22 protein-coding genes and 1 tRNA gene are annotated in these 21,716 nt (G+C 70.1%); 13 read left to right on the forward strand and 10 right to left on the reverse strand.

Features of this window, described 5'->3' with window-relative positions; translation table 11 throughout:
- Nucleotides 1-83: 83 nt before the first annotated feature.
- Nucleotides 84-1,820 (reverse strand): metallophosphoesterase family protein, encoded by a 1,737-nt coding sequence (locus ACFYPH_RS12525; protein WP_387181316.1) that lies wholly within the window; start codon nucleotides 1,818-1,820, stop codon nucleotides 84-86.
- Nucleotides 1,821-1,963: 143 nt separating this feature from the next.
- Between ACFYPH_RS12525 and ACFYPH_RS12530 the strand changes: the two genes are divergently transcribed.
- Nucleotides 1,964-2,040 (forward strand) — tRNA-Thr (locus tag ACFYPH_RS12530).
- 327 nt (nucleotides 2,041-2,367) lie between these two features.
- Here the strand turns inward: ACFYPH_RS12530 and ACFYPH_RS12535 are convergent.
- Together ACFYPH_RS12535 and ACFYPH_RS12540 are read right to left on the reverse strand one after the other, a co-directional pair.
- Nucleotides 2,368-2,898 (reverse strand): 2'-5' RNA ligase family protein, encoded by a 531-nt coding sequence (locus tag ACFYPH_RS12535; protein WP_387181319.1) that lies wholly within the window; start codon nucleotides 2,896-2,898, stop codon nucleotides 2,368-2,370.
- 218 nt (nucleotides 2,899-3,116) lie between these two features.
- Complete coding sequence (locus ACFYPH_RS12540; protein WP_387181322.1) at nucleotides 3,117-3,515, reverse strand: hypothetical protein; 399 nt, start codon at nucleotides 3,513-3,515, stop codon at nucleotides 3,117-3,119.
- On the opposite strand from ACFYPH_RS12540, the gene ACFYPH_RS12545 reads away from it, so the two are divergent.
- From ACFYPH_RS12545 to rarD, 3 genes are read left to right on the forward strand one after another with little or no spacing between them, the layout of a single operon-like run.
- Nucleotides 3,498-3,965, forward strand: coding sequence for an MFS transporter (locus ACFYPH_RS12545; RefSeq protein WP_387181324.1), 468 nt, complete (start codon nucleotides 3,498-3,500; stop codon nucleotides 3,963-3,965). The two genes, ACFYPH_RS12540 and ACFYPH_RS12545, sit on opposite strands and share 18 nt — an antisense overlap.
- Nucleotides 3,962-4,291, forward strand: a complete 330-nt coding sequence (locus ACFYPH_RS12550; RefSeq protein WP_387181327.1) for an ATP-binding cassette domain-containing protein — start codon at nucleotides 3,962-3,964, stop codon at nucleotides 4,289-4,291. The genes ACFYPH_RS12545 and ACFYPH_RS12550 overlap by 4 nt, the downstream gene beginning before the upstream one ends.
- The gene (gene rarD / locus ACFYPH_RS12555) at nucleotides 4,288-5,208 is read left to right on the forward strand and encodes an EamA family transporter RarD (RefSeq protein WP_387181330.1); all 921 of its coding nucleotides are present in this window, start codon (nucleotides 4,288-4,290) and stop codon (nucleotides 5,206-5,208) included. Before ACFYPH_RS12550 ends, rarD begins: the two co-directional genes overlap by 4 nt.
- On the opposite strand, the gene ACFYPH_RS12560 is transcribed toward rarD, so the two are convergent.
- Nucleotides 5,209-5,853 (reverse strand): class I SAM-dependent DNA methyltransferase, encoded by a 645-nt coding sequence (locus ACFYPH_RS12560; RefSeq protein WP_387181333.1) that lies wholly within the window; start codon nucleotides 5,851-5,853, stop codon nucleotides 5,209-5,211.
- Between the two features lie 217 nt (nucleotides 5,854-6,070).
- Here ACFYPH_RS12560 and ACFYPH_RS12565 point away from each other — a divergent pair, with 217 nt between their 5' ends.
- Nucleotides 6,071-6,475, forward strand: a complete 405-nt coding sequence (locus ACFYPH_RS12565; RefSeq protein WP_387181335.1) for a VOC family protein — start codon at nucleotides 6,071-6,073, stop codon at nucleotides 6,473-6,475.
- A gap of 61 nt (nucleotides 6,476-6,536) precedes the next feature.
- Entirely contained in the window at nucleotides 6,537-6,893 is a 357-nt protein-coding gene (locus ACFYPH_RS12570; RefSeq protein ID WP_387181337.1) for a VOC family protein, read from the forward strand.
- Between the two features lie 75 nt (nucleotides 6,894-6,968).
- Here the strand turns inward: ACFYPH_RS12570 and ACFYPH_RS12575 are convergent, their stop codons facing one another.
- From ACFYPH_RS12575 to ACFYPH_RS12585, 3 genes are all read right to left on the reverse strand, one after another.
- Nucleotides 6,969-8,234, reverse strand: a complete 1,266-nt coding sequence (locus ACFYPH_RS12575; protein WP_387181340.1) for a glycosyltransferase — start codon at nucleotides 8,232-8,234, stop codon at nucleotides 6,969-6,971.
- 8 nt (nucleotides 8,235-8,242) lie between these two features.
- Nucleotides 8,243-8,869 (reverse strand): tetratricopeptide repeat protein, encoded by a 627-nt coding sequence (locus ACFYPH_RS12580; RefSeq protein ID WP_387181343.1) that lies wholly within the window; start codon nucleotides 8,867-8,869, stop codon nucleotides 8,243-8,245.
- A 111-nt stretch (nucleotides 8,870-8,980) separates the two neighbouring features.
- Nucleotides 8,981-11,185 (reverse strand): spore surface glycoprotein BclB, encoded by a 2,205-nt coding sequence (locus ACFYPH_RS12585; protein WP_387181346.1) that lies wholly within the window; start codon nucleotides 11,183-11,185, stop codon nucleotides 8,981-8,983.
- A 641-nt stretch (nucleotides 11,186-11,826) separates the two neighbouring features.
- Between ACFYPH_RS12585 and ACFYPH_RS12590 the strand changes: the two genes are divergently transcribed.
- Nucleotides 11,827-12,357 (forward strand): nucleotide disphospho-sugar-binding domain-containing protein, encoded by a 531-nt coding sequence (locus tag ACFYPH_RS12590; protein WP_387181348.1) that lies wholly within the window; start codon nucleotides 11,827-11,829, stop codon nucleotides 12,355-12,357.
- A complete protein-coding gene (rfbD, locus tag ACFYPH_RS12595) occupies nucleotides 12,354-13,358 on the forward strand; it encodes a dTDP-4-dehydrorhamnose reductase (RefSeq protein ID WP_387181351.1) in 1,005 nt (334 codons plus the stop codon). Before ACFYPH_RS12590 ends, rfbD begins: the two co-directional genes overlap by 4 nt.
- Nucleotides 13,359-13,474: 116 nt before the next feature.
- Here rfbD and ACFYPH_RS12600 read toward each other — a convergent pair whose 3' ends face one another.
- Nucleotides 13,475-14,092 (reverse strand): pyridoxamine 5'-phosphate oxidase family protein, encoded by a 618-nt coding sequence (locus ACFYPH_RS12600; protein WP_387181353.1) that lies wholly within the window; start codon nucleotides 14,090-14,092, stop codon nucleotides 13,475-13,477.
- Between the two features lie 164 nt (nucleotides 14,093-14,256).
- Here ACFYPH_RS12600 and ACFYPH_RS12605 point away from each other — a divergent pair, with 164 nt between their 5' ends.
- From ACFYPH_RS12605 to ACFYPH_RS12615, 3 genes are read left to right on the forward strand one after another with little or no spacing between them, the layout of a single operon-like run.
- On the forward strand, nucleotides 14,257-14,763 hold the full coding sequence (locus tag ACFYPH_RS12605; protein ID WP_354854714.1) for a DUF2231 domain-containing protein: 507 nt from the start codon (nucleotides 14,257-14,259) through the stop codon (nucleotides 14,761-14,763).
- Nucleotides 14,760-15,311 carry an Hsp20/alpha crystallin family protein gene (locus ACFYPH_RS12610; RefSeq protein ID WP_354854716.1) on the forward strand — a complete coding sequence of 184 codons (552 nt, stop codon included), beginning with the start codon at nucleotides 14,760-14,762 and terminating at the stop codon, nucleotides 15,309-15,311. Before ACFYPH_RS12605 ends, ACFYPH_RS12610 begins: the two co-directional genes overlap by 4 nt.
- 8 nt (nucleotides 15,312-15,319) lie before the next feature.
- On the forward strand, nucleotides 15,320-16,426 hold the full coding sequence (locus ACFYPH_RS12615; RefSeq protein ID WP_387181356.1) for a glycosyltransferase family 9 protein: 1,107 nt from the start codon (nucleotides 15,320-15,322) through the stop codon (nucleotides 16,424-16,426).
- A gap of 7 nt (nucleotides 16,427-16,433) precedes the next feature.
- On the opposite strand, the gene ACFYPH_RS12620 is transcribed toward ACFYPH_RS12615, so the two are convergent.
- Complete coding sequence (locus ACFYPH_RS12620; protein WP_387181360.1) at nucleotides 16,434-17,312, reverse strand: glycosyltransferase; 879 nt, start codon at nucleotides 17,310-17,312, stop codon at nucleotides 16,434-16,436.
- Nucleotides 17,309-19,105, reverse strand: a complete 1,797-nt coding sequence (gene rfaE2 / locus ACFYPH_RS12625) for a D-glycero-beta-D-manno-heptose 1-phosphate adenylyltransferase (RefSeq protein WP_363936819.1) — start codon at nucleotides 19,103-19,105, stop codon at nucleotides 17,309-17,311. The genes ACFYPH_RS12620 and rfaE2 overlap by 4 nt, the downstream gene beginning before the upstream one ends.
- 180 nt (nucleotides 19,106-19,285) lie before the next feature.
- On the opposite strand from rfaE2, the gene ACFYPH_RS12630 reads away from it, so the two are divergent.
- Nucleotides 19,286-19,828, forward strand: coding sequence for a type 1 glutamine amidotransferase domain-containing protein (locus tag ACFYPH_RS12630; RefSeq protein ID WP_354854723.1), 543 nt, complete (start codon nucleotides 19,286-19,288; stop codon nucleotides 19,826-19,828).
- A gap of 177 nt (nucleotides 19,829-20,005) precedes the next feature.
- Nucleotides 20,006-21,682 carry an MDR family MFS transporter gene (locus ACFYPH_RS12635; protein WP_387181364.1) on the forward strand — a complete coding sequence of 559 codons (1,677 nt, stop codon included), beginning with the start codon at nucleotides 20,006-20,008 and terminating at the stop codon, nucleotides 21,680-21,682.
- Nucleotides 21,683-21,716: the final 34 nt, after the last annotated feature.

Here is a 21,716-nt window from a genome sequence, read left to right on the forward strand (position 1 = left end):
ACCCTGTTGATCAAGAGGTTTGCGTCAAAATTCGGGCCCCGAATGACGCGAACCTCTTGATCACCTGGTGGGTCCGGTCAGGGTCAGTGCAGGACGATGGGGGGTTCGGTCAACTGGGGGGTTAGCGGCGTTTTCGGGGTCAGCCAGCTTGCGGAGGGGGAGTCGTCGGGGTTCACCTGCCAGTCGCGGGCCACCCGGTCCACTCCGAGCGGGTAGACGGTCAGCGTGCCGTCCGGGTCGATGCGCAACCGCAGGAACGACTTGGAATCCTCGATGCCCTGCCCGGCGAACAGTTCGTTGACGTTCACCCCGAACGCACTGGCGACCAGCAGGTACGCCGCCACCAGCTGACTGGCGACCAGGCCGATGACCGGGCCGTACAGCACCGCCGCGGCGACCGCCGGCAGCGGCCACGGCCAGTCGTAGAACGGCAGCGCCAACCAGACCCAGGTGCCGCCGGCGGCCAGCGCCACCTGGGCCACGCCGTGGCTGACGCCGAGAATCCAGTGCCGGACATGCCGCTTGCCGCTGGCGCTGGGCGGCTTGGCGAACAGGGCCGCCGCCACCACCGTCACGAGCACCATCAGCACCAGCGGGACGCTGAACAGTCGCTGGTTGGTGCTGTCGGCCCAGTTCGCCGCCGCGCCCGCCATGGCCAGCATCAGCAGGGTGTGCAGGGTGCCGAGCAGCGTGGTGAAGCCGGGGTTGCGGAACGGCAGTCGGGCGAAGATGCCCCAGCCGTAGCGCCGGGAGCGGGCCGCGTCCGGATAGCGGGCCACCAGGTCGTACGGCTGTGTGCGGCTGGCCCGTCGAGCCAGCGTGTCCCGGGGCGGCACCTCGATGCGCTCCGGCAGCTTGTGCGTCGGGTACAGGTACGCACCGCCGCCGCCACAGGTGATCAACTGCCGGTCCGGGCCGGCGTAGCGGGCGTAGTGGTGCAGGTCGCCGGAGAGCAGCAGCCGCACCTGCGCCCCGGTCGGGTCGATGATGGTCCGGACGAAGTAGTCGATCGAGTCGTACGCCATGGGGTCGTCGGCGGCCTTGACCCAGGTCGGCGACGGTGCCGCGATGATCACCTTCGACTCCGGGGTGAGCCTCCGGGCCACCTCGTCGAAGTAGGCCAACTGTGGGTCGTCCAGGTATGAGCCGGACTGGTCGTCGACGCCCAGCAGCCACCAGCCGGCCGGCAACTCCACGGCGAAGTACGACCGCGACTGCCCGGTGCGCCAGCCGGCGAAGTTGCGGTCCCGGGAGCGAACGAACAGCCGCAGGAAGGCGGTCAGGCCGTCGTACCAGTCGTGGTTGCCCGGCACCGCGAACAGCGTGGGACGGTCGGGCGGGGCCGCCGGCAGCGCGGCCTGGTACGGCCCCTTGCACCGGTTCTCGTACTCCGCGTAGGCCGCCGACGGGTACACCTGGTCCCCGCCCATCACCAGGGTCTGCGCACGGGGCAGCCGATGCCCGTCCACGGTCAGCTCCGGCTGCGCCAGCAGGTACGCGACGGAGTAGGTGGCGTGGAAGCCGTCACCGAGGTCGGCCACGTAGTCGAGCCACAGCCCGCCGTCCGGCCCCGCCTGGCGGAAGATGCCGTCGCCGAAGGCGTTCTGCAACTCGCGCTTGTCCAGGTAGGCGCCGAAGAGGATCGCCAGCAGCGTGCGGATACCGGTGCTGATCAACAGGAACGGGGCCAGCCATGGCACCGGCTTGCGGGGGGTGAAACCCAACTCCAGTGGATCGGTGGAGCGCGGCCGGCGAGGGGCCCGCTCCCCGTCGGGTTGCTCGCCTGCCGGGGTCTGGTGATCGTCGCGTTCGTCACTCACCCGCCGCAGCGTAGTACCGGTCCCGGCGAGGCGCTGTCCGGTAATTAGCCAGATGGCAATGGTTGTCCGGTTGGTGTTGACGGAGGCGCGGGGGTATCCCGTTCGGTCCGGGGCCGGGGGGTGCCGTACACTTGCTGATCGTTGCCGCCTTAGCTCAGTCGGCTAGAGCGACGCACTCGTAATGCGTAGGTCGACGGTTCGATTCCGTCAGGCGGCTCCACCGAAAGGCCCAGGTCACCGGCTTCATTGCCGATCATGACCTGGGCCTTTCGCTTGCCTTCACACGGCCGAGCAGCCCCTCCAGCCGTGTGCGCAGGTGTCGGACGGCTCCCTGCTGGTAGCGGGACAGCGGCTCTCAGTTCCGCGTCGACGAATAGCCGCTCAGGGGGTCGTTGGCCCCACGGCGAGTGCGGGTGTGCGGTGCGGATCGCAGTCCACAACCACCGGCGTTGCTCGGGGAGCCGGGTGCCGACCCACCCGGGACGCCGGAGGTAGCGTCATTGATAGAGGGTGCTGATTCGGTACGCGGAGGAAGGCCGACACGTACTCAAAGATCCGCCCCCAGTGGGAACTCGCAGACGGTGCGCCAAGGGCTCAGGCCCGGCGTTCCGGCGATGAGCCTAACCATGTCGACGGCCGCGTTGATCGGCAGCTGCGCGGAGACCGTTTCCGCGGCGTGGCTCAGGGTGGGCTTGGGGGCGTCGTGACCGATGGTCAGGTGCGGCACCACCTCGGTGTGCACCCCGGCATATGGAGTGGTCTCGGGAAACCGCTGCCACACCGCTGCGGTGAGGTTCCGGAACGGACGGTCCGGCTGCGGTGCAAGCCATACGACCGTGTCACCGAACCAGCCGATGTGGGTCAGCGCGACGTCGAACCGCGGTATGCCGGCAATGGCCTTGCGTAGCACGGTCTGGACCTGGTCGTTGATCTGCTGCGGAGGCAGAAACGGGTAGAGGACGGTCACGTGTGCCGGCACGCCCCATGAGGCAGCGGGGTCGAGAGTTTCCCGAAACCGGCCTACCGCTTCCTCGGCCTCGGGTATCGGCACGATGAGCGCCGTCTGTGTCGGTTCCATCCCGGCAGTTTCCGATCATTGCCGGTGCTGGTCCACGGAGTTTCGCCACCGGTGCTGCGTAGCGCTCGTCTCAGTCCTCACGCTCGCCGCGACACTGGGCAGCTCCGTTCCGCAGCCATTCATCGGTGTCGCCGTCGACCGTTACGGCTGGACTGGCTGGCCGGGGCGGGAGTAACGCTCGCCGGAGTCGGGCTCGGCCTGTCCGGTCTCGTGCACAGTTACGTGGCGGTCTGGCTTCTGCTGTGCGTGTCGGGACTCGGCGTGGCGATGTTCCATCCGGCCGCCGGAAAGTCGGCACGGATGGCAGCGGGCGACAGCGCGACAGCGATGAGTATTTTCGCCGCCGGGGGCAGTGTCGGGTTCTTTCTGGCACCGGTACTGGCCACTCCCGCACTGATCGCGGTGGGCGTCGGAGCGACAGCGCTCTTCATCCCGCCGGCCGTGCTCATGGGGTTCCTGCTGTACCGGAATCGGCTGCGGCGCCCGGCCGCGCGCACCATCTCGCACAGCGGCCGGGACCGCTGGGTCCCCTTCCTGGTGCTGACGTGCATCGAGACCGTCAGGTCGGTCGCCTTCTTCGGCGCGATCCCTTCATCGAGTTGTTCTGGATACGCCATCTGGGCGCGGGCAAGAGTCTCGCCGGCGCGGCGCTGGCGTGCTTCCTGGTCGGCGGAGTGTCCGGGACCCTGCTGGGGGGTCGGATCGCCGACCGCGTCGGGATGGTCCGCACCGTGCAGTTCGGCGCGATCGTCGCGGTTCCCGCGCTCGTCGGCCTGCGGCTCACGCCCGGGGAGTACCCGCCGCTCGTCTTCGCCGTGCTCGCTGGCATCGCCCTGAACATCCCGTTCGCCGTGCTGGTCAAGCTGGGCCAGGACTATCTGCCGACGCGGCCCGGCACTGCGGCGGGCGTGACGCTCGGGCTCGCCGTGAGCATCGGCGGCCTCCTCGCGCCCGTCCTCGGCGTGGCGGCGGAAGCCTGGGGTCCGCAGGGCGTGTTCACCATCATCTGTCTGATCCCCCTGGTGGCGCTGGCCCTCGGCGTCTTCCTCACCGAGCCGCAGAAATGACGGGGTACGCCGACCCGGGCGACAAGGTGCTCGAGGCCCGGGACGTCGACGTCGTGCGGGAGGGTCGCCTGCTGCTCGCGGATATCAGTGTCACGATCCACGCCGGGGCGCACTGGGCACTGATCGGGCCCAACGGTGCGGGCAAGAGCACGCTGCTCAGCGTGCTCGGCGCCGACCGGCATCCCACTCGTGGGCAGGTGGACATCCTCGGTCAGCGCCTCGGGACGTTCCGCACCAGGGATCGCGGCCCAAGTCATGACCTGCGCATGTGGCTGCGGCAGCGCACCCGGTTCGCTCGGCGGGGCGTAGCACGGAGCGCCGGATGACCCGCATCGCACCTCTGCCGGAGACGACCGCGCCGGCCGGTGAACGCCGAACCAGCACGGGCGTTCTGGCCGGAACCGCGGCGTACGTCATCTGGGGTCTGCTGACCCTCTACTGGCCGCTGCTGGAGCCGGCGCCCGCGCTGGAGATCCTCGCCCACCGCATCGTCTGGTCGCTGGTCTTCGTCGTCATCGTCCTGGCGATCCAGCGCGACCTCAGGTGGTTGCGTGTGATGCACCGCCAGCCCCGAGTCCTGGCGCTGCTGGCAGGCGCCGGCTGTTTCGTGGGCGCGAACTGGGGCCTCTACATCTGGGCGGTCAACAGTGGGCGGGTGATCGAGGCTGCCCTCGGCTACTACATCAACCCGCTCTTCAGCGCCCTTCTCGGCCTGGTGGTGCTGAAGGAGCGGATGGCGATCGCGCAGTGGGCCGGCGTGGCTCTGGCCACGGCGGGCGTGGTGTGGCTGGGGATCGACGCCGGACGGCCGCCGTGGGTGGCGATCGGCCTCGCCGCCACCTTCGGCATCTACGGGTTGTTTCGCAAGTGGGCGGCTATGCCGAGTTGGCGGGCGTTGGCGGTGGAGACGGCAGCGCTGGCCGTTCCCGCCGCCGCGTACATCGCCTTTCTCTCGACGACCGGCCAGAGCCACTTCGGGGACAGTCCGGTCCGGTCCGCGTTGTTCGTCAGCACCGGTCTGATCACCGCGCTGCCGCTCGTCCTGTTCGGCTTCGCGGCCGTCCGGACGCCGCTGACGGTGCTCGGGATGCTTCAGTTCCTGCTGCCGACGATTCAGTTCCTCGTCGGCTACTTCGGACTGCACGAGTCGATCAGCACCGTCGGGCTGGGCGCCTACTGCCTGGTCTGGGCCGGTGCGGCGTTCTTCCTGGCCTCCTACGCCTGGCGGCAGACCCGCGGGTGATCAGGGCTCTCGTCGTCCGAAGGTGATGCCGCCGAGCTTGCTCTCGGGCGAGGTGACCGTCATCTCGGCCTCGACCGCGAACCCGTTGTCGCGTAGCCAGGCCGCGACCTGGGCCGGCCGGCGGCGGTGCACGTGGATCTTCATCGGGTGACCGCCGTACCCCTCGGTCTTGAGCGTCGTCTCGTCGCCCACGTGGTAGCCGACCAGCAGCGGGCCTCCGGGGCGCACCACGCGCCGGAGATGCGCGAGGACCTGGCCGAGCTGCTCGTCGGGAATGTGGATGAGCGAGTACCAGGCGACCAGGCCGGCCACCGAGCCGTCGGGCAGATTGAGATCGGTCATGGAGCCGACGTCGAATCTCAGGTCGGGGTGGTCGTGGCGGGCCACCGCGATCATTCCGGGGGAGAGGTCGATCCCGAAGGCGGCGATGCCCAGCTCGTTCAGGTGCGCCGTGATGCGACCCGGTCCGCAGCCCACGTCCGCGACCGGACCACCACCTGTGGCGCGTACGAGGTCGGCGAACAACGCCAGAGCCGCCCGTTCATAAGGTGCCTGCGCCAGGAAGTCGCGGACGAGGTGCGCGTAACTGACCGCGACCGTGTCGTAGGACGTGCGGGTGTCTGCCAACCAACCGTCGACACTCATGGCGGCCACGCTAGAGGACGGGGTCGATCAGCAGAGCACGTGCCGGTCCGCGGAGCGGGCGGTGGTGCCGCCCGTGGGCGGCACGCCACTCTCACGGCATCCAGCGCCACCGGTCACCGACGCGTTACGAGTGTCAGTCCCCCTGTCCATACTGCAAGCGCGGTCCTCACCGTCCGATCCGATGGCCGCGTCCGCCCGACCTGTGGAGGTTTCGTCCATGTCAGCTGCGCCACTGATCATCAGTCTGCCGATCGCCGATCGCCCGACCTCGTACCGCTTCTACCGCGACAGTCTCGGCCTCGAAGCGGTGGGTGAGCTGGCCGATGACGGCATCCCGGAGCCGTTGCAGTTCGTGGTCAACGATGGGCTGCGTTTGATGCTCATCCCGACCGGCGGCTTCGGCTGGGTGATCGGTGGGCGCGAGGTCGCCCCGCGGGGGCAGAGCGAGTGCCTTCTCGGCCTCGGCGCCGCCACCCCGGCCGAGGCGGACGCGGTCGTCGAGCGGGTGCGCGCCGCCGGCGGCGAGGTCGTCTCCGAGCCGACCACACAGCCCTGGGGGTACGCGGGCGTCTTCGCCGACCCGGACGGCCACCTGTGGATGGTGTCGGTCACCCCACAGTGACGTCCCACAGGTGCAGCTTGCCGGGAACGCCGCAGCGAGCCTGCGCCGTTAAGGTGGCCTTGTGACGGTACGAGGACTGCGGCGAATCATCGTGTCGGTGGCGGATCGGGAGCGTGCGCTGGCGCTCTACCGGGATGCGTTGGGGCTGACAGAAAAGTACAGCGCCGGCGAGATGGTGGTCTTGGCCGTTCCGGATGCCGGGGTTGAGCTTCTGCTGCACGAACGCCCACCTACGCCTGGCTTGGCCGGCGTGGCGGTGAGCTTCCTCGTCTCGGATGTCGACGCGGCGACCGCTGCGGCGCTGCGGGCAGGTGCTCAGGTGGTTGACGCGCCAGCTGATCAGCCCTGGGGTGAACGACAGTCGGTGCTCACCGATCCGGACGGCCATGTCCTCTGCTTGGTGGCGCCGACGGTCTGACCGGCCGCTGCCCACATCGGCGGAGCAGCTGCTCATGCGCGATTGGAACGGGGCGCTTGTTACGCTCTGCCCGATTCAGATGGTCAACAGACCGCCGTTGCGTACGGTGTCGTCCTTGATCGCGATGAGATTCGCGGAGACGTACGAAATGTTGTGCGTCTGGTGCCACTCGCTCGGGTAGTAAGTGACCAGCCGTGACGTCTGGAAACGGCACTTGATTTCAGGTACGAACCGAGAATACTTGGCGTCGGTAAAGTACCAGAACGAGTTTTCGTTGTAGAACGCCACGTGGGTCGGATCCTGGTAGGCCCCACGACCGTCGGTGCTGGGTGTCAGCGACAGCAGCATTCCGTTCGGCGCGAGCAGTCGGTACAACTCGTTGAACAGAGCGACTTTGTCCGTCACGTGTTCCAGGAAATCCACTGCCCTGATGACCCCGACGCTGTTGTCAGGCAGGTCGACCCCGTTCGTTATGTTACAGACCATGTCGACGCCCGGCCCGTCGTGGTAATCCAGCCCCAGATAGCCCTCCGGCTTGTTGTGAGCCGCACCGAGGTCGAGCGCCATGAGCCCCTGTCGCCGTGACCAGGTCAGCGCATTCTGTTGAATGTTCCGGTCGTATATGGCCACCGTGCGCTGCTGGATGCGGGCGTTGACTTCCGGGATGCGCTGCGTGTTCTTGGCATGCATGCGCTGCAGGTACAGGCACTTCTGAATATGGTGGAACTCGCTGACCTGGTAGATCCGAGCCATGAGATCGGCGTCGTCAGCGACGTCGAGCGACTCGTCGTAACCGCCAACCTTCTCGTAGATGTCCCGGCGGAAGGCGCGCACGTGGTTCGGCGCGTACCAGATGAAGCTCACGTTGTGCGGCGTCGGCGGCATCGCCCGGCAAACCAGCACCTCGCGGCCGTCCACCTTCTCGTCGTAGTGTCGCCAGCCGAAGGAACTCGCGAAACGGTCTTCGCAGCGGCTACCGTCCTCCTGGATCTGCGCGGTATCGCTGTAGACGAAACCCACCTCCGGGTTGAGGTCGAAGGCAGCGACGATTTCTTGCAGACAGTCGCTGCTGAGCACATCGTCGTCGTCCAACTCCACGAGGATGTCCCCGGCAGCCTCGGCGCAGGCGTACCCCTTGATGGCGCCAACGCCGTTCAGGTTGTCCTGGACAATGAGCCGGACCCGATCGTCATGCAGCTCGGGCCGCCAGCGGGACCCCTGGTTGAGCACGACCACCCATTCCCAGTCGGTGAAAGTCTGCGCCAGCAGTGATTGGAAACACTCGTCGATGAACCGAGTGCGATTGCTTCCGGTGAAGACTGTTACGCGCGGTGTACGCATTGAACGAGTCACCTCCCTGCTCGGGCCGGCGAAGAAGCGGTTGGGACCGCTCGGTACTTCTCCGGAACTGATGACGCGAGCCGCTTGTCCAGCCGGATCGCCGCACTGAAAGCGTTCCGCGCCGCGGCAGTGTCGCCGGATTGGGACAGCAGCATGCCCAGCCGAAGGTAAGCGGTCGATGCTTTGTTGTCGATCGAAACGACCTTGCGGTAAATGTCCACCGACTTCGTCGGCTCCGTACCCTCCAGCGCGATGGCCTTGTTGTAAAGGGCCGGCTTGTAACTGGCGTCGGCGGCCAATGCCTTGTCGTAGCTGCTGATTGCCTCGTCGTTCTGGTTGCGTGACTGGGCAATGAAGCCCAGATTGAACCAGGCAAACTTGTTGTTGACGTCGGCGTCCAGCACCTTCTCGAAGGTGGCCTTCGCTTCGTCGAGGTTACCGGCTTGGCCCTGTTCGACGCCGAGCTTCAGCAGATCCGCCGAGGCGGCCCCGGTGTTGGCGCCACTGTTCGCCTGATCGCTCTTGCCGGAGCTGCTCGGCTGCGCTTTGCCGGGAGATTTCTCGCTGCATGCTGTGGCCCCGGTCAGCAGGATCGCACCACAGGCGAGTGACCCAAGTATCTGACGCGTGCTCATTTATTCTCCTTGAACGATAACAGGGCGGTCCGGCTTGCTGTTCGGCCTACTGACTTGGCTACTGCGACCCGCGCTGCCCGGGCTGTTGGCCGCAGGTCCGGACGCGATGGGTCAGTCGAGTGAAATGCAGGACACCCAGATGTCCGCGCCTCCGCCAGTGAAAGTGAACTGGTAACCGCTGATCGAAAGTGGCTGGATCAGCACTGGATTGACACCCGCACCCGACAGCTGATAGCCGGTTCCGACAGCAATGTCTCCGGCCTGGCACCCGAAATCAACGGGGGTATCCGCGATCACCGTCAGCGGTCCCTGAATATAGGCGGCCTGGATCCCGGTGCCCGCCACTCCCTGCGCGCCCTGCGGTCCCTGAGCGCCGGTGTCACCTTGGGCGCCTTGGAAGCCTTGTGCACCAGCGTCGCCTTGGGTGCCTTGAGTGCCTTGAGTGCCCTGTGCACCGGTGTCGCCTTGGGCGCCTTGAGCGCCTTGAGCACCCGTATCGCCCTGCGCGCCCGTGAGTCCCTGCGTGCCCTGGAAGCCTTGTGCTCCGGTGTCGCCCTGGCTGCCCTGGACGCCCTGCGCACCCGTGTTGCCTTGGGTGCCCTGGAAACCTTGGGTGCCCTGCGCGCCCTCTGCACCGGTCTCGCCCTGGCTGCCCTGGAAGCCTTGAACCCCCTGTGCTCCGGTGTTGCCCTGGTTGCCTTGTGCGCCTTGCGCCCCCTGGGCGCCTTGAGTACCCGTGTTTCCTTGTGCGCCTTGAGCACCCGTGTCGCCCTGGAAGCCTTGAGCCCCCTGGGCGCCGCTGTTGCCTTGAGCGCCGGTGTTGCCTTGGGCGCCCTGGAAACCTTGGCTGCCTTGTGCGCCGGTCTCGCCCTGGGAGCCTTGCGCCCCTTGCGCGCCGGTGCCGCCTTGGGTGCCCTGAAAGCCTTGGGCCCCCTGTGCGCCGGTATCGCCCTGGAGCCCTTGAGCCCCCTGCGGGCCTTGAGTACCCGTGTCGCCCTGGGCGCCTTGAGCACCCGTGTCGCCCTGGGCGCCTTGAGTACCCGTGTCGCCCTGGAAGCCTTGGGCCCCCTGGGCGCCGCTGTTGCCTTGCGCGCCTTGTGCGCCGCTGTCGCCTTGGACACCTTGGCTGCCCTGCGCGCCGGTCTCGCCCTGCCCGCCTTGCGCCCCCTGTGCGCCGGTATCGCCTTGGAGACCTTGAGCTCCCTGCGCGCCTTGAGTACCCGTGTTGCCCTGGGCGCCTTGCGGCCCGATCTCGCCTTGGGCGCCCTGGAAGCCTTGAGCCCCCTGGGCGCCGCTATTGCCTTGTGCGCCGGTGTTGCCCTGGCTGCCCTGCGTTCCCTGCGCGCCTTGCACCCCGGTATCGCCTTGCGCACCCTGGAAGCCTTGAGCCCCCTGGGCGCCGCTGTTGCCTTGTGCACCTTGTGCGCCGGTGTCGCCTTGCGCACCCTGGCTGCCCTGCGCGCCGGTCTCGCCCTGCCCGCCTTGCGCCCCCTGTGCGCCGGTATCGCCTTGGAAACCCTGAGCCCCCTGTGCACCTTGAGCGCCGGTATCGCCCTGGCTGCCTTGAGCACCCGTGTTGCCTTGGGCGCCCTGGAAGCCTTGAGCCCCCTGCGCTCCGGTGTTGCCCTGGGTGCCTTGGGCGCCGTTCTCGCCTTGTGCTCCTTGGCTGCCTTGCGCTCCGGTGTTGCCCTGGCTGCCCTGCGTTCCCTGGGCGCCTTGTGCGCCGGTGCTGCCCTGGGCGCCCTGGAAACCTTGAGTCCCCTGCGCGCCGCTGCTGCCCTGCGCACCGGTGTCCCCCTGGGCTCCCTGTGCGCCGGTGTCGCCCTGTGTGCCTTGGCTGCCTTGTGCGCCGGTGTCGCCCTGCGCGCCCTGGAAACCTTGAGCACCCGTATCGCCTTGTGCGCCTTCAGCACCCGTTTCACCCTGCGCGCCCTGCGCGCCCTGCGCGCCCTGAGTGCCCTTTCCGCCGTGGGGGTGGCCCCGGTCCGGCTGCTTGCCCCCCTTGTCGTGCCCACCCCACGGGCCCTGCCAGCCTTGCGGACCGCAGTCCGGTGGTGTGCCGGGGGAGGGCTTCCACGAATCGTCAGATCCACCGTCGTCTCGGAAGGCAGTCGGCCAGTACAACGGAAGCCCGCCGTACTGGCCGGCCGGACCCGGCGTACCGATATGCATGCCCTGGGGAGATGATTCCGCTTCCTGAGGTGGGGCCGCGGCTGCGGGTCCACCCGTCATCCCGACCAACAGCAGGGCGGAACTCAATCCTGAGGCGGCGCGGCCGTGCTTCAGCCCCCGCCGTAGCCGTCGGTCGTTGCTCATGACCCCTCCAGAGCCGCCCCAGATAGACTCGGAGCTACCTACTCGTGACGAACAGTTGCCGGCGAGTTGCAGACTAAGCGACTGAATTGCCCTACAAGGCGCTTATGCGGCATTTGAGTAGTCCTGACGCCCTGCGTACGCCCTGAGGTCGGCGTCCCTTAGGTGTGGCACCCACCAGGCTGGGCCTCCGCGCCAGCTGTCGGAAAGTGCACCAGGCACGTGGAACGCGACCTGAGCCAGGCTCGACTCGCAAGTTGCCGACGCGGTACTGATAGTGCTTTGGTCTGGTTTGCCCCAATTTGGGGCACCTGAGAGGTTAGCCTCGTCAGCACTATGGACGAGGTTCAGCTACGCAGTCTCCGTCATGATCTGGCTGACTCCGCGCCGGTCGCCTCCACCATGGGCACGACCATGCCTTCCACGCGCGCGCCGACGAACGACACCTGCCTCCTTTCCGCCGCGTCCGGGCTTCTTTTCGGGCGCCCAGCCGGAGGTCGATCTACCGATCCGCAGCGTGCGCGGCCGCGGACAGTGCGGGGCCAGTCGGTGATGGCGGAGCGGGTCGAGGCGAATTCAGCGACCGGATCGCCGCTCGGAGTACCGCACCCCGCCGCCGCAGGGCTCATGAAGGAGGTTGAGAGATGTGTGATCCGCCATTCGTGAAAATCTTCTTCCCCGCCGCTGACGGACGCGGGCTGACGCGGCCGGCCGCGCCCCTCGCCCGGGCGACCCGAGCGGCCGGGCGTGCCGTGGTGTCCGCGCTCACCGCCGTCGTCGCCGGTACCGCGGCCGACAGTGGCCCGTCCAGCCTGGACGCCGTCCCGGCCGGTGACCTCGGGGCGGCCCTCCTGTTCGGCGGTGGAGGACGGCCGCTGGCGGACGGCGGATCCGGTCCGACAGCAGCGGCGTTGCACCGCGGCGTATCCGAGCGTCTCCGGTCGGAGGCTGCCGACCCCCCGCTGGTCGCCGCGCAGGTCGTCGGCCGCAAAGCGGAGCTGCCCCTCGCGCTGGCCACGCGCGACACCGCCACGTTCCACCAGGCCGGGCAGCGCCTGCTCCGCGAACCCGCCTTCGCCGAGGCCGCCGGCACGGTGGCCCGGCAGAGGGCGGCCCGACCCAGTCCGGTGGCCGTACTCGACCGCCAGGCCACGGACGACACGGCGTCCCGATGATCCGCTGGCTCGTCACCGGCGCCGGCGGCATGCTGGGGCGCGACATCGTCGAGGTGTTACGCGCCCGACCCGGCACGGTGGTCACCGCCGCCGCTCACGACGAAGTCGACATTACCGACGCGGCGGCCGTCGCCCGGGCCGTTCCGGGGCACGACATCCTGGTCAACGCCGCAGCATGGACCGACGTGGACGGTGCAGAGACGGCCGAGGAACTCGCCACAGAGGTCAACGGTCACGGCGTGCGACACCTGGCTGGCGCCTGCGCCGACCACGGCGTGCACCTGATTCATGTATCCAGCGACTACGTGTTGGCCGGGGACGGGAGGGCGCCGCTGGACGAGGCGGCTCGGCCGGCCCCCGTCAACGCGTACGGGCGCAGCAAACTCGTCGGCGAGCGGGCGGTGCGCGCGATCCTGCCGCACAGCGGTTACGTGGTGCGTACCGCCTGGCTCTACGGCGACCACGGCCCCAACTTCGTGGCGACCATGCTCCTGCTCGCGGCGAACCGGCCCGACGTGCAGGTGGTGGCCGATCAGCACGGGCAGCCGACGTGGTCGGCGATGCTCGCCGAGGGGATCGCCAACCTCGGCGACGCCGCCCACGCCGGCCGACTCACCGCCGGGATCTACCACGGCGTCGCCGGAGGGCGCACCACCTGGTACGGCCTGGCCCGTGCCGTTTACGAGGAATGCGGTCTGGACCCGGACCGCGTCCGACCGACCACCACCGACCGCTTCCCGCGACTGGCGCGCAGGCCGGCGTTCAGCGTGCTCACGCGCCGACGGTGGGCGGAAGCTGGCCTAGAGCTGATGGACGACTGGCGTATCCAACTTCGTGCTGCTCTGCGTAGCCCCGGGCTCGCGAAACTGGCCGAGGCTGCGCGAACGGTCCCCTCCGGTGCCGCGCGACCCCGCACGACCATCACGCCCGGTGCGTGGTCGAAGACGCCGTCCGCGGTGCGGGTGACGGCGAACGCGAGCGGCGGTCCGCAGAGCGTGTGAGCGGCGTCGTCTGCGTGACCTGGGCGTCTACTCGTCGGCTGCCTGGCCCGGAGGACAGGCCGGGGAGTCGTCCGGTGATTCCGCCGGTTGGTCGGCCTGACCGCGACGGATCGGCGTCAGATGTAGATCTTCTTGGCGTACTCCGGGCCGTAGTGCCTCTCCAGGTCCTCCAGGCTCTCGGGCGGCCCCTCGACCTCCTTGATCAGGCGTGCGCGGGTCGGCAGCGCGTCGGGCTGCCAGGTCTCCGGCTGCCACAGCGCGGACCGCAGGAACGCCTTCGCGCAGTGGTAGAAGATCTGCTCGATCTCCACCACCACGGCGAGCACCGGCCGGTGCCCCTTGACGACCATGTCGTCGAACCAGGGCGCGTCGCGTACCAGGCGGGCCCGCCCGTTGATGCGCAGCGTGTCGGTGCGACCCGGGATCAGGAAGAGCAGCCCGACGTGCGGGTTGTCCAGGATGTTGCGGTAGCCGTCGGCCCGCTTGTTGCCCGGCCGCTCCGGCAGCGCGATGGTCGTGTCGTCCAGCACCAGCGCGAACCCGGCCGGGTCGCCCTTGGGGGAGACGTCGCAGCTGCCGTCCGCGCCGGCCGTCGCCATCAGGCAGAACGGCGCGGCGGCGAGCCACTGCCGGTCCCGCTCGTGCAGGCGGGCGCGATCCTTGTTGGCGGCGCGCGCGCTCGGCGTGCCGAGCAGCTCGCGCAGTTCCTCGTGCGAAGTGATCTCCACCGTCACGCGATCCTCCCCCAGCCGTTGACCCGGGTGGCGGCGCCACCGTCGCCAGCCTAGGCCCGCGTGGCCAGCGCGAGGTTTGCCCCCGGTCGCCCGGGGTACGGCCTCACCCGACACGCCCGCCGCTCGTACCGTCCGCGGAGAAGCCGACCAGTGGAGGCCGGGAGATGGAGAGCCGACTCAAGGTGCTGGGGCACCCAGTCCATCCGATGCTTGTCATGTTCCCGGTCGCGCTGTTGGTCACCGCAGTGCTCTTCGACATCATCGACACGGTCGGCGGGCCGGACTTCCTCGGCGAGGTCGCGTACTGGAACATCACCGTCGGCCTGATCGGCGGCCTGCTCGCCGCGGCGGCCGGCTCGTTCGACCTGCTGGCGATCCCGACCGGCACCCGCGCGAAGCGGGTGGGTCTGCTGCACGCGGGCGCCAACGTCGCGGTGATCCTGCTCTTCGCCGCCGTGTGGGTCGTCCGGCTCAACGCCGATTCGCGGGCCGCCGGCGGCGCGCTGATCGCCATCGAGGTCGTCGCGGTGGCGATCCTCGGCATCAGCGCCTGGCTCGGCGGCGAACTGGTCGACCGGCTCGGTGTGGGCGTCGACCGCGACGCCGGTCTGGATGCGCCCAGCTCACTGCGGCCCACCACGGCCACCCGGCGGATCGGAGACGTGCGATGAGCGAGCAGCAGCAGACCGGCGGCTTCGGCCGGGGGTGGCGCGGCCGGCAACAGGGCTGGGACCCGATGGGCGAGTTGCAGTCGCTGCGCGCCGAGCTGAGCCGGCTGGTCGGCGGCCGGGCCGGGTCGTCCGACGTCGAGCTGACCGAGACCGCGGACGGCTGGCAGGTCGTCGTTCGGCTGCCGGGCGTCGCGCCCGAGGAGGTGGCCGTCGAGCTGGACGACCGCGAGCTGTGCGTGCGGGCCCGCTCCGAGGCGGAGGTCAACGCCGATCAGGGCATTCCCGGGGGCTTCGAGACGCGCGGTTTCGAGTACCGCATCGACCTGCCGTCCCGGGTCGACCCGGAGGGCATCGACGCGGTGATGGACCACGGGCTGCTGCGCGTCCGGCTGCCCCGGGCGGCGCGACCCACGGCGCGCACCATCACCGTCGGCCGCGCCGGGCCGCGCTCGGGCGGCCTCTCCGGTGGTACGCCGATAGCGGCCGATCCCGCCGCGGACCGGGAGCTGCACCACCCGGACAGCGTCGGCGAGATCGACCGGGAGTAGCGCGCCACGTGGTCACCCCGTCCCTGCTCGGCCCGACGGCGGGGCGAGTCGAAGACGTGCGCCGGATCGCGGTGCTGCGCGCCAACGCCCTCGGCGACTTCATCTTCGTTCTGCCGGCGTTGGACGCGTTGCGCGCCGCGTACCCCTCGGCGGAGATCGTGCTGCTCGGGGCGCCGTGGCACGCGAAGCTCTGGCGCGACCGGCCCGGCCCGGTGGACCGGGTGCTGGTGGTGCCGCCGGGCCCCGGCATCCGGGAGCCGGAGGCCGGTGAGCCGGCGTCCACGATCGACGACTTCGTGACGGCGGCCAGCGGCGAGGGTTTCGACCTGGCGGTGCAGGCCCACGGCGGTGGCGCGAACTCCAACCCGTTGATCAGCCGCCTCGGTGCCCGGGTGACGGTCGGGTTGCGCGCCGAGGACGCGCCGCCGCTGGACCGGTGGGTCCGCTACGTGTACTACCAGCACGAGGTGATCCGCTATCTGGAGGCGGTGGCCCTGGTGGGCGCTCCGGCGACCACCATCGTGCCGACGCTCGCGGTCACCGACGCGGACCGGGCCGAGGCCGAGCAGGTGCTCGGCCCGCCGGCCCGCCCTCGGGTGGCGCTGCATCCGGGCGCTTCCGACACCCGCCGCCGCTGGCCGGCCGAGCGGTTCGCCGAGGTGGCCCGTGCGCTGCACGGCGACGGGTACGAGGTGCTGGTGACCGGTACGCCCTCCGAGCGGGAGGTGGTGGACCAGGTGGCCGCGGCGGCGGGGGTGCCGGTCCGGCCGCAGGTGGGCACGCTCAGTCTCGGCGGGCTGGCCGGCTGCTACGCCGGTTGCGCGCTGGTCGTCTCCAACGACACCGGCCCGCTGCACCTGGCCGCCGCGGTGGGCACGTCGACGGTGGGCATCTTCTGGGTCGGCAACCTGATCAACACGGCGACGCCGTTGCGCGGCCGGCACCGGCCGATCAGCTCCTGGACGGTGCACTGCCCGGTCTGCGGCGTGGACTGCACGCCGGGCATCTACCCGCACCGGCCGGGCGACGGCGAGTGCCCGCACCGCGACTCGTTCGTCATCGACGTGCCGGTGGCCGAGGTGCTGGAATCGGCCCGCGAACTGCTCAGCCCGTAGGCGGCGCTCAGGCCGGCTGTGGGGTGTCCTCGTCGGCGAGGACAACCTCCCACGCCTCCACGTCCCGTTCGGTGACCGTGGTGGGGGTCTCCAGGTGGTAGGCGCCGCTGGGCAGGATGCCCGCCCCGCCGTGGCGGGCCAGCACCGCGAGCTGGGCGGCCACGTCCTCGCCCTGGTGTCTCTCGTGCACCCGCCGCCAGAAGTCGAAGCCCCCGGAGTCGACGAGCTTGGCCCGGTCGTAGAGCACGCACCCGCCGATCCAGGACACCTTGTACGCCCGCCACGCGCCCGGCGGCAGCGCCAGCTCGGCGGTGACGTGCAGCAGGTTGGCCGCCGAGTGGATGCGGGCCCGGTCCCACTCGGCGGTGCCCGGCCGGATCCGCTCCGGGACGGGCCGGCCGGCCCACTCCTCGTAGTGCCGGTGTGTGTCCGGTCGTACGTCCTCGGTGTACGACAGGCCGTGCACGCCGCTGCCGACGAACCCGCAGCCCAGCTCCTCGATCGCGGTGACCAGCCGGTGCAGCGCCCCGGGTTCCAGCCAGACGTCGTCGTCGAGGTTGAGCACGTACCGGGCGGAGGACGCGGCGAGCAGATAGGCACGGTGCTCGGCCAGCCCGCGGCGCGGCAGCCGGCGGGTCAACAGCACCGGGTGGCCCGCGTGGCGTAGCGCCCGGACCATGGTGGCCGCGGCGGGGTGGGCGTACGCCGGATCGCCGTCGGACTGGTCGCTGACCACCACGCCGAAGCCGGGAACCCCGCCCTGGGCGGCGAGCCCGGCCAGGGTGACGGCCAGTTCGGCGGGCCGGTTACGGGTCGGGACCAACACGTCGACCAGCCGGTCGGCACGGAACTCCGCCGGGGTGCCGAGGGCGAGGGGCCGGTTCACGACGCCTGGGTGCGGGGGCTCAGCGACGGGTCGGTGGCGTGCGACGACGGGTCCTGGCTGTGTGACCGGATCCGGTCGATGATCGCCGAGGTGGACCTGTCCGGCACGTACCCCAGCGTGCGCACCTGACCGCCGAGTCGGCGTACCAGCGGCGCCTCCGGCACCAGCTCCGGCGGATAGTCGCCGCCCTTGACGTACACGTCGGGCCGGACCGCCTCGATCAGCGCGGCGGGCGAGTCCTCCTCGAACACCACCACGTGATCCACGCAGGACAGCGCGGCCAGCAGGGCGCCTCGGTCCTCGACCGGGTTGACCGGTCGGTCCGGCCCCTTGAGCCGGCGTACGCTGCCGTCCGAGTTGACCGCCACGATGAGCAGGTCGCCCAGGGCACGGGCCTGTTCCAGGTAGCGCACGTGCCCGGGGTGTAGCACGTCGAAGCAACCGTTGGTGAACACCACGGACCGGCCCGCCTCGCGATGCTCGGCGACGATCGCGTCCAGTTCGTCGGTGCCGACCACCGCCGGGTGCCCGACGGTCTCCGGTGGCATGTCGAGGGCGGCCAGCAGGTCGTTGCGCAGGCACACACAGGTGCCGGTGTCGGACACGGTGATGGTGGCCGCGAGCTGGGCGAGTTGCGCGGCGGTGGGCAGCGGCGCGTCGGCGGCCAGGGCCAGCGTCATCGCCGCCAGGTACGCGTCTCCCGCGCCCACCGCGTGGCTCGCGGGGACCGGGATGCTGTGGCTGCGCCGCCGTTCCCCGTCCGCGCCGCCGACCACCGCGCCGTCGGTGTCCAGGGTCACCGCGACCACGTCCGCGCCGGTGTGCGCGCGCAGCTCGGCGAGGCGCGACTCGGCCAGTACGGCCCGGTCGACGCCCGCTCCGGCCTCGGTGTTCACTGTGACGCCGGTGCCGGTGACGCTGAGGCCGTCGCCGGTGAGGGCCACCCGACCCTCGCTCGGGGTGGGCTCGCCGACCGGGCCGGGCCGGTCGTCCGCGCGGGCCCCGCCCGGAGCGGCGCCGACGCTCAGCTCGGACGGCCCGTCGGCCGGATCGTTGTCGGGGTGTTCCAGGTGCAGGTCGGTGCCGGCGGTCGAACGGTTCGGGCCACCGGCACGGGCCAGCAGCCGGGTCGCCTCGGCGAAGCTGGGGGTGACCACCGTCGGCGCGAGCCCTCGCCAGTCGGCGAGGTCGTGGGCGTCCAGCGCGACCGTGGCGTACCGCTCGCGCTGTTCGACCAGCCACGCGCGGACCGGCGCGGACAGCGCACCCAGACCGTAGTCGCAGACCACCAGGGTCGGCGCCTCTCCGCCGGCAGCGGCGCGCAGCTCCTCGGTGGCGCAGTCCAGCGCCGTGAGCAGCCGGTCCACCCCGTCCGGGTCGAGAGCGTCGTCCGCGTCGCCGGAGTCCTCCCGGAGCAGGATCTGGTTGCCGGCGAGCATCCGCCGCTTCACGGGGGTGGGCCGACCGGGCTGGTTGACCGTACGGTCCCAGACGCCGGCCCGGTCCAGACAGTCGTGCAGTTCGTCGCCGGCGACGTCGGCGCCGACCGGCGCCACCAGCACGGCCCGACCGCCGAGGGTGGCGACGTTGACCGCGGTGTTCGCGGCCCCACCGGCGGCGGAGATCCGTCGGCGCAGGGTGAGGACCGGGGCGGGCGCCTCCCGGCAGAGCCGGTCGGAGTCGGCGAACCGCCACTCGTCCAGCATGGCGTCGCCGACGATCAGGACCGGGCGCCCGAGCCAGCTCTCCACGACGGTGGCGAGCCGGCGCTGTTCCGCTGCTGCTCCTGCCATGCCTCCCCGGGTCCCCAGCGGCCCTCCGGACAAACCCCGCGCCGGGACCGGCTGCGCCGCGGGTCCGCGACCTTTCGTCCCACCCTCGTCGACGGGGTGCCCGTCGTACCGACGTGGGGTGTTTCGGGCGTTGGAGGCCGGGAAGGGAATTGAGGTACCCCGGAGAGGAGATGTACCGAGATGGCAGCGACACTGCAGGGCAAGAGGATCGCCTTCCTGGCCGCCGACGGCGTCGAGGAGGTCGAGTACGTCCAGCCGCGCGAGGCGGTCGAGAACGCCGGCGCGACTGCCGAGCTGGTCTCGCTCAAGGCCGGTTCCATTCAGTCCTTCAACCACCTGGACCAGTCCAAGACGTACGACGTGGACGTCACCGTCGACAAGGCGGACGCCGCCGGGTACGACGCGCTGGTGCTGCCGGGCGGGGTGGCGAACCCGGACTTCCTGCGGTCCGACCCGGACGCGGTGCGGTTCGTGAAGGCGTTCTTCGACGCCGGCAAGCCGGTCGGGGTGATCTGTCACGGCCCGTGGACGCTGATCGAGGCGGACGTGGTCCGTGGCCGGCGGATCACCTCCTGGCCCAGCCTGCGCACGGATCTGACCAACGCCGGCGCCACCTGGGTCGACGAGGAGTGCGTGACGGACGGCAACCTGACGAGCAGCCGCAACCCCGACGACCTCCCCGCCTTCTGCGCAAAGATCACCCAAACCTTCACCACCCCCTGACCCCCCACCCCCACCCTGTTGATCATGAAGTTATTGCCGGCTCACCCGGCGTGTCGTGGCAACAACTTCATGATCGACCGGGGTGGCGGCGGGGTGGCGGCGGGGTGGGGGTATGGGACCGGTGGGGTTTTTCTCGGGTATCGGGCATGTTCTCCGGTGGTCGGGAAAGAGGGCTTGATGACCACCGAAGCCTCTGCCGCGCCGGTACTGAATCGCCAGCAGATCCGGCTGCTGATGCTGGGCCTGATGACGGGCATGCTGCTGGCCGCCCTCGACCAGACCATCGTCGGCACGGCCCTGCCGACCATCGTCGGTGAGCTGGGTGGAATCAACCACTACTCGTGGGTGGTCACGGCGTACCTGCTCGCCTCGACCGCGTCGACCCCGCTGTACGGCAAGATGGCCGACCTGTACGGGCGTCGCCCGGTCTTCCTCTTCTCGATCGGCACGTTCCTGCTCGGGTCGCTGCTGGCCGGCTTGTCGCAGAACATGACCCAGCTGATCGTCACGCGGGGCCTCCAGGGGCTCGGTGCCGGTGGTCTGCTGACGCTGGCGTTCACGATCATCTCGGACGTGGTCTCACCTCGGGAGAGAGGCCGCTACCAGGGTCTGTTCGGGGCGGTGTTCGGCATCGCGTCGGTGGCCGGCCCGCTGGTCGGTGGGTACTTTGCCGAGACCGACTGGCGGTGGATCTTCTACATCAACGTGCCGCTGGCGATCCTGGCCATCGTGGTCTGCTACCACGTGATGCGGCTGATCCCCTTCGAGCGCCGGGACCACGCGATCGACTGGCTCGGCGCCGGCCTGCTGGTGGCCGCGGTGAGCTGCCTCCTGCTCGCGCTGAGCTGGGGCGGAAACGAGTACCCGTGGGGTTCCGGGCTGATCATCGGCCTCTTCGTCGCCGGTGCGGTGCTGGCCGTGCTCTTCGTGCTCCAGGAGGCGCGGGTCGCCGAGCCGATCCTGCCGCTGCGGCTGTTCCGCAGCGCCACGTTCGCGCTGGCCAACTCCGCCGGCTTCGTGCTCGGTCTGGTGATGTTCGGGTCGATCATCTTCATTCCGCTGTACCTCCAGATCGTCAAGGGCGCCTCGCCGACCCGCAGCGGTCTGCTGATGCTGCCGATGATGGCCGGCATCATCGTGACCTCGATCCTCACCGGCCGGGCGATGAGCCGGATCGGCCGGTACAAGTGGTTCCCGGTGGCCGGGGCGGTCACCCTGCTGGTCGGCATGCTGCTGTTCACCCGGTTGCAGGTGGGTACGTCGCTCTGGGTGGCGTTCGGCTTCATGGTGGTGATCGGCGTCGGCCTCGGTCTGTGCATGCAGTCGCTCGTCCTTGCGGTGCAGAACGCGGTCTCCGTCCGCGACCTGGGCGCCGGTACCTCGTCGGCGACGTTCTTCCGGTCGCTGGGTGGTTCGTTCGGGGTGGCGATCCTCGGCACGGTGCTCTCGTCGCGGCTCAACTCGCAGCTCGCCGACCGGCTGCCCGGTGCGATCGCCCAGCTTCCACCGGAGCAGCGGGCCGCGGTCGCGGCGAGTGGCGGCACGAACATCTCGATCAACGACCCGGCGACCATCATGGCCCTGCCCGGCGCCGTCCGGGCCGCCATCCAGGCGTCGTTCGTGGAGTCGCTGCACCTGGTCTTCCTGACCACCGGGCTCGTCGCCATCGTGGCGGTGCTGGTGACCCTGGCGCTGCCGAACAACGAGCTGCGGGGTGCCGGTCCGCAGGGCGCCAAGGGCGGGGCCGACCCGCTCGGCGGTGAGGCTCCGGCGCCGGGCGGCAAGCCGCTGACCCGCGAATCCAAGGACGAGGCGGCCGCCGACATGAACGCCAAGTCCCAGACGATGATCTGACCGTCCTCGGCCGATCGCCGGGACGGCTCCGCGA

The organism is Micromonospora sp. NPDC005252 (assembly GCF_042872475.1).
Lineage (GTDB): Bacteria > Actinomycetota > Actinomycetes > Mycobacteriales > Micromonosporaceae > Micromonospora.

What these genes read in the sequence shown, in the direction of transcription:
- ACFYPH_RS12535 (WP_387181319.1), bottom strand. Translation starts at nt 2,898, where the DNA reads ATGGAACCGACACAGACGGCGCTCATCGTGCCGATACCCGAGGCCGAG.
- ACFYPH_RS12540 (WP_387181322.1), bottom strand. Translation starts at nt 3,515, where the DNA reads ATGGCGTATCCAGAACAACTCGATGAAGGGATCGCGCCGAAGAAGGCG.
- ACFYPH_RS12550 (WP_387181327.1), top strand. Translation starts at nt 3,962, where the DNA reads ATGACGGGGTACGCCGACCCGGGCGACAAGGTGCTCGAGGCCCGGGAC.
- rarD (WP_387181330.1), top strand. Translation starts at nt 4,288, where the DNA reads ATGACCCGCATCGCACCTCTGCCGGAGACGACCGCGCCGGCCGGTGAA.
- ACFYPH_RS12560 (WP_387181333.1), bottom strand. Translation starts at nt 5,853, where the DNA reads ATGAGTGTCGACGGTTGGTTGGCAGACACCCGCACGTCCTACGACACG.
- ACFYPH_RS12565 (WP_387181335.1), top strand. Translation starts at nt 6,071, where the DNA reads ATGTCAGCTGCGCCACTGATCATCAGTCTGCCGATCGCCGATCGCCCG.
- ACFYPH_RS12575 (WP_387181340.1), bottom strand. Translation starts at nt 8,234, where the DNA reads ATGCGTACACCGCGCGTAACAGTCTTCACCGGAAGCAATCGCACTCGG.
- ACFYPH_RS12580 (WP_387181343.1), bottom strand. Translation starts at nt 8,869, where the DNA reads ATGAGCACGCGTCAGATACTTGGGTCACTCGCCTGTGGTGCGATCCTG.
- ACFYPH_RS12585 (WP_387181346.1), bottom strand. Translation starts at nt 11,185, where the DNA reads ATGAGCAACGACCGACGGCTACGGCGGGGGCTGAAGCACGGCCGCGCC.
- ACFYPH_RS12590 (WP_387181348.1), top strand. Translation starts at nt 11,827, where the DNA reads ATGTGTGATCCGCCATTCGTGAAAATCTTCTTCCCCGCCGCTGACGGA.
- rfbD (WP_387181351.1), top strand. Translation starts at nt 12,354, where the DNA reads ATGATCCGCTGGCTCGTCACCGGCGCCGGCGGCATGCTGGGGCGCGAC.
- ACFYPH_RS12605 (WP_354854714.1), top strand. Translation starts at nt 14,257, where the DNA reads ATGGAGAGCCGACTCAAGGTGCTGGGGCACCCAGTCCATCCGATGCTT.
- ACFYPH_RS12610 (WP_354854716.1), top strand. Translation starts at nt 14,760, where the DNA reads ATGAGCGAGCAGCAGCAGACCGGCGGCTTCGGCCGGGGGTGGCGCGGC.
- rfaE2 (WP_363936819.1), bottom strand. Translation starts at nt 19,105, where the DNA reads ATGGCAGGAGCAGCAGCGGAACAGCGCCGGCTCGCCACCGTCGTGGAG.
- ACFYPH_RS12630 (WP_354854723.1), top strand. Translation starts at nt 19,286, where the DNA reads ATGGCAGCGACACTGCAGGGCAAGAGGATCGCCTTCCTGGCCGCCGAC.
- ACFYPH_RS12635 (WP_387181364.1), top strand. Translation starts at nt 20,006, where the DNA reads ATGACCACCGAAGCCTCTGCCGCGCCGGTACTGAATCGCCAGCAGATC.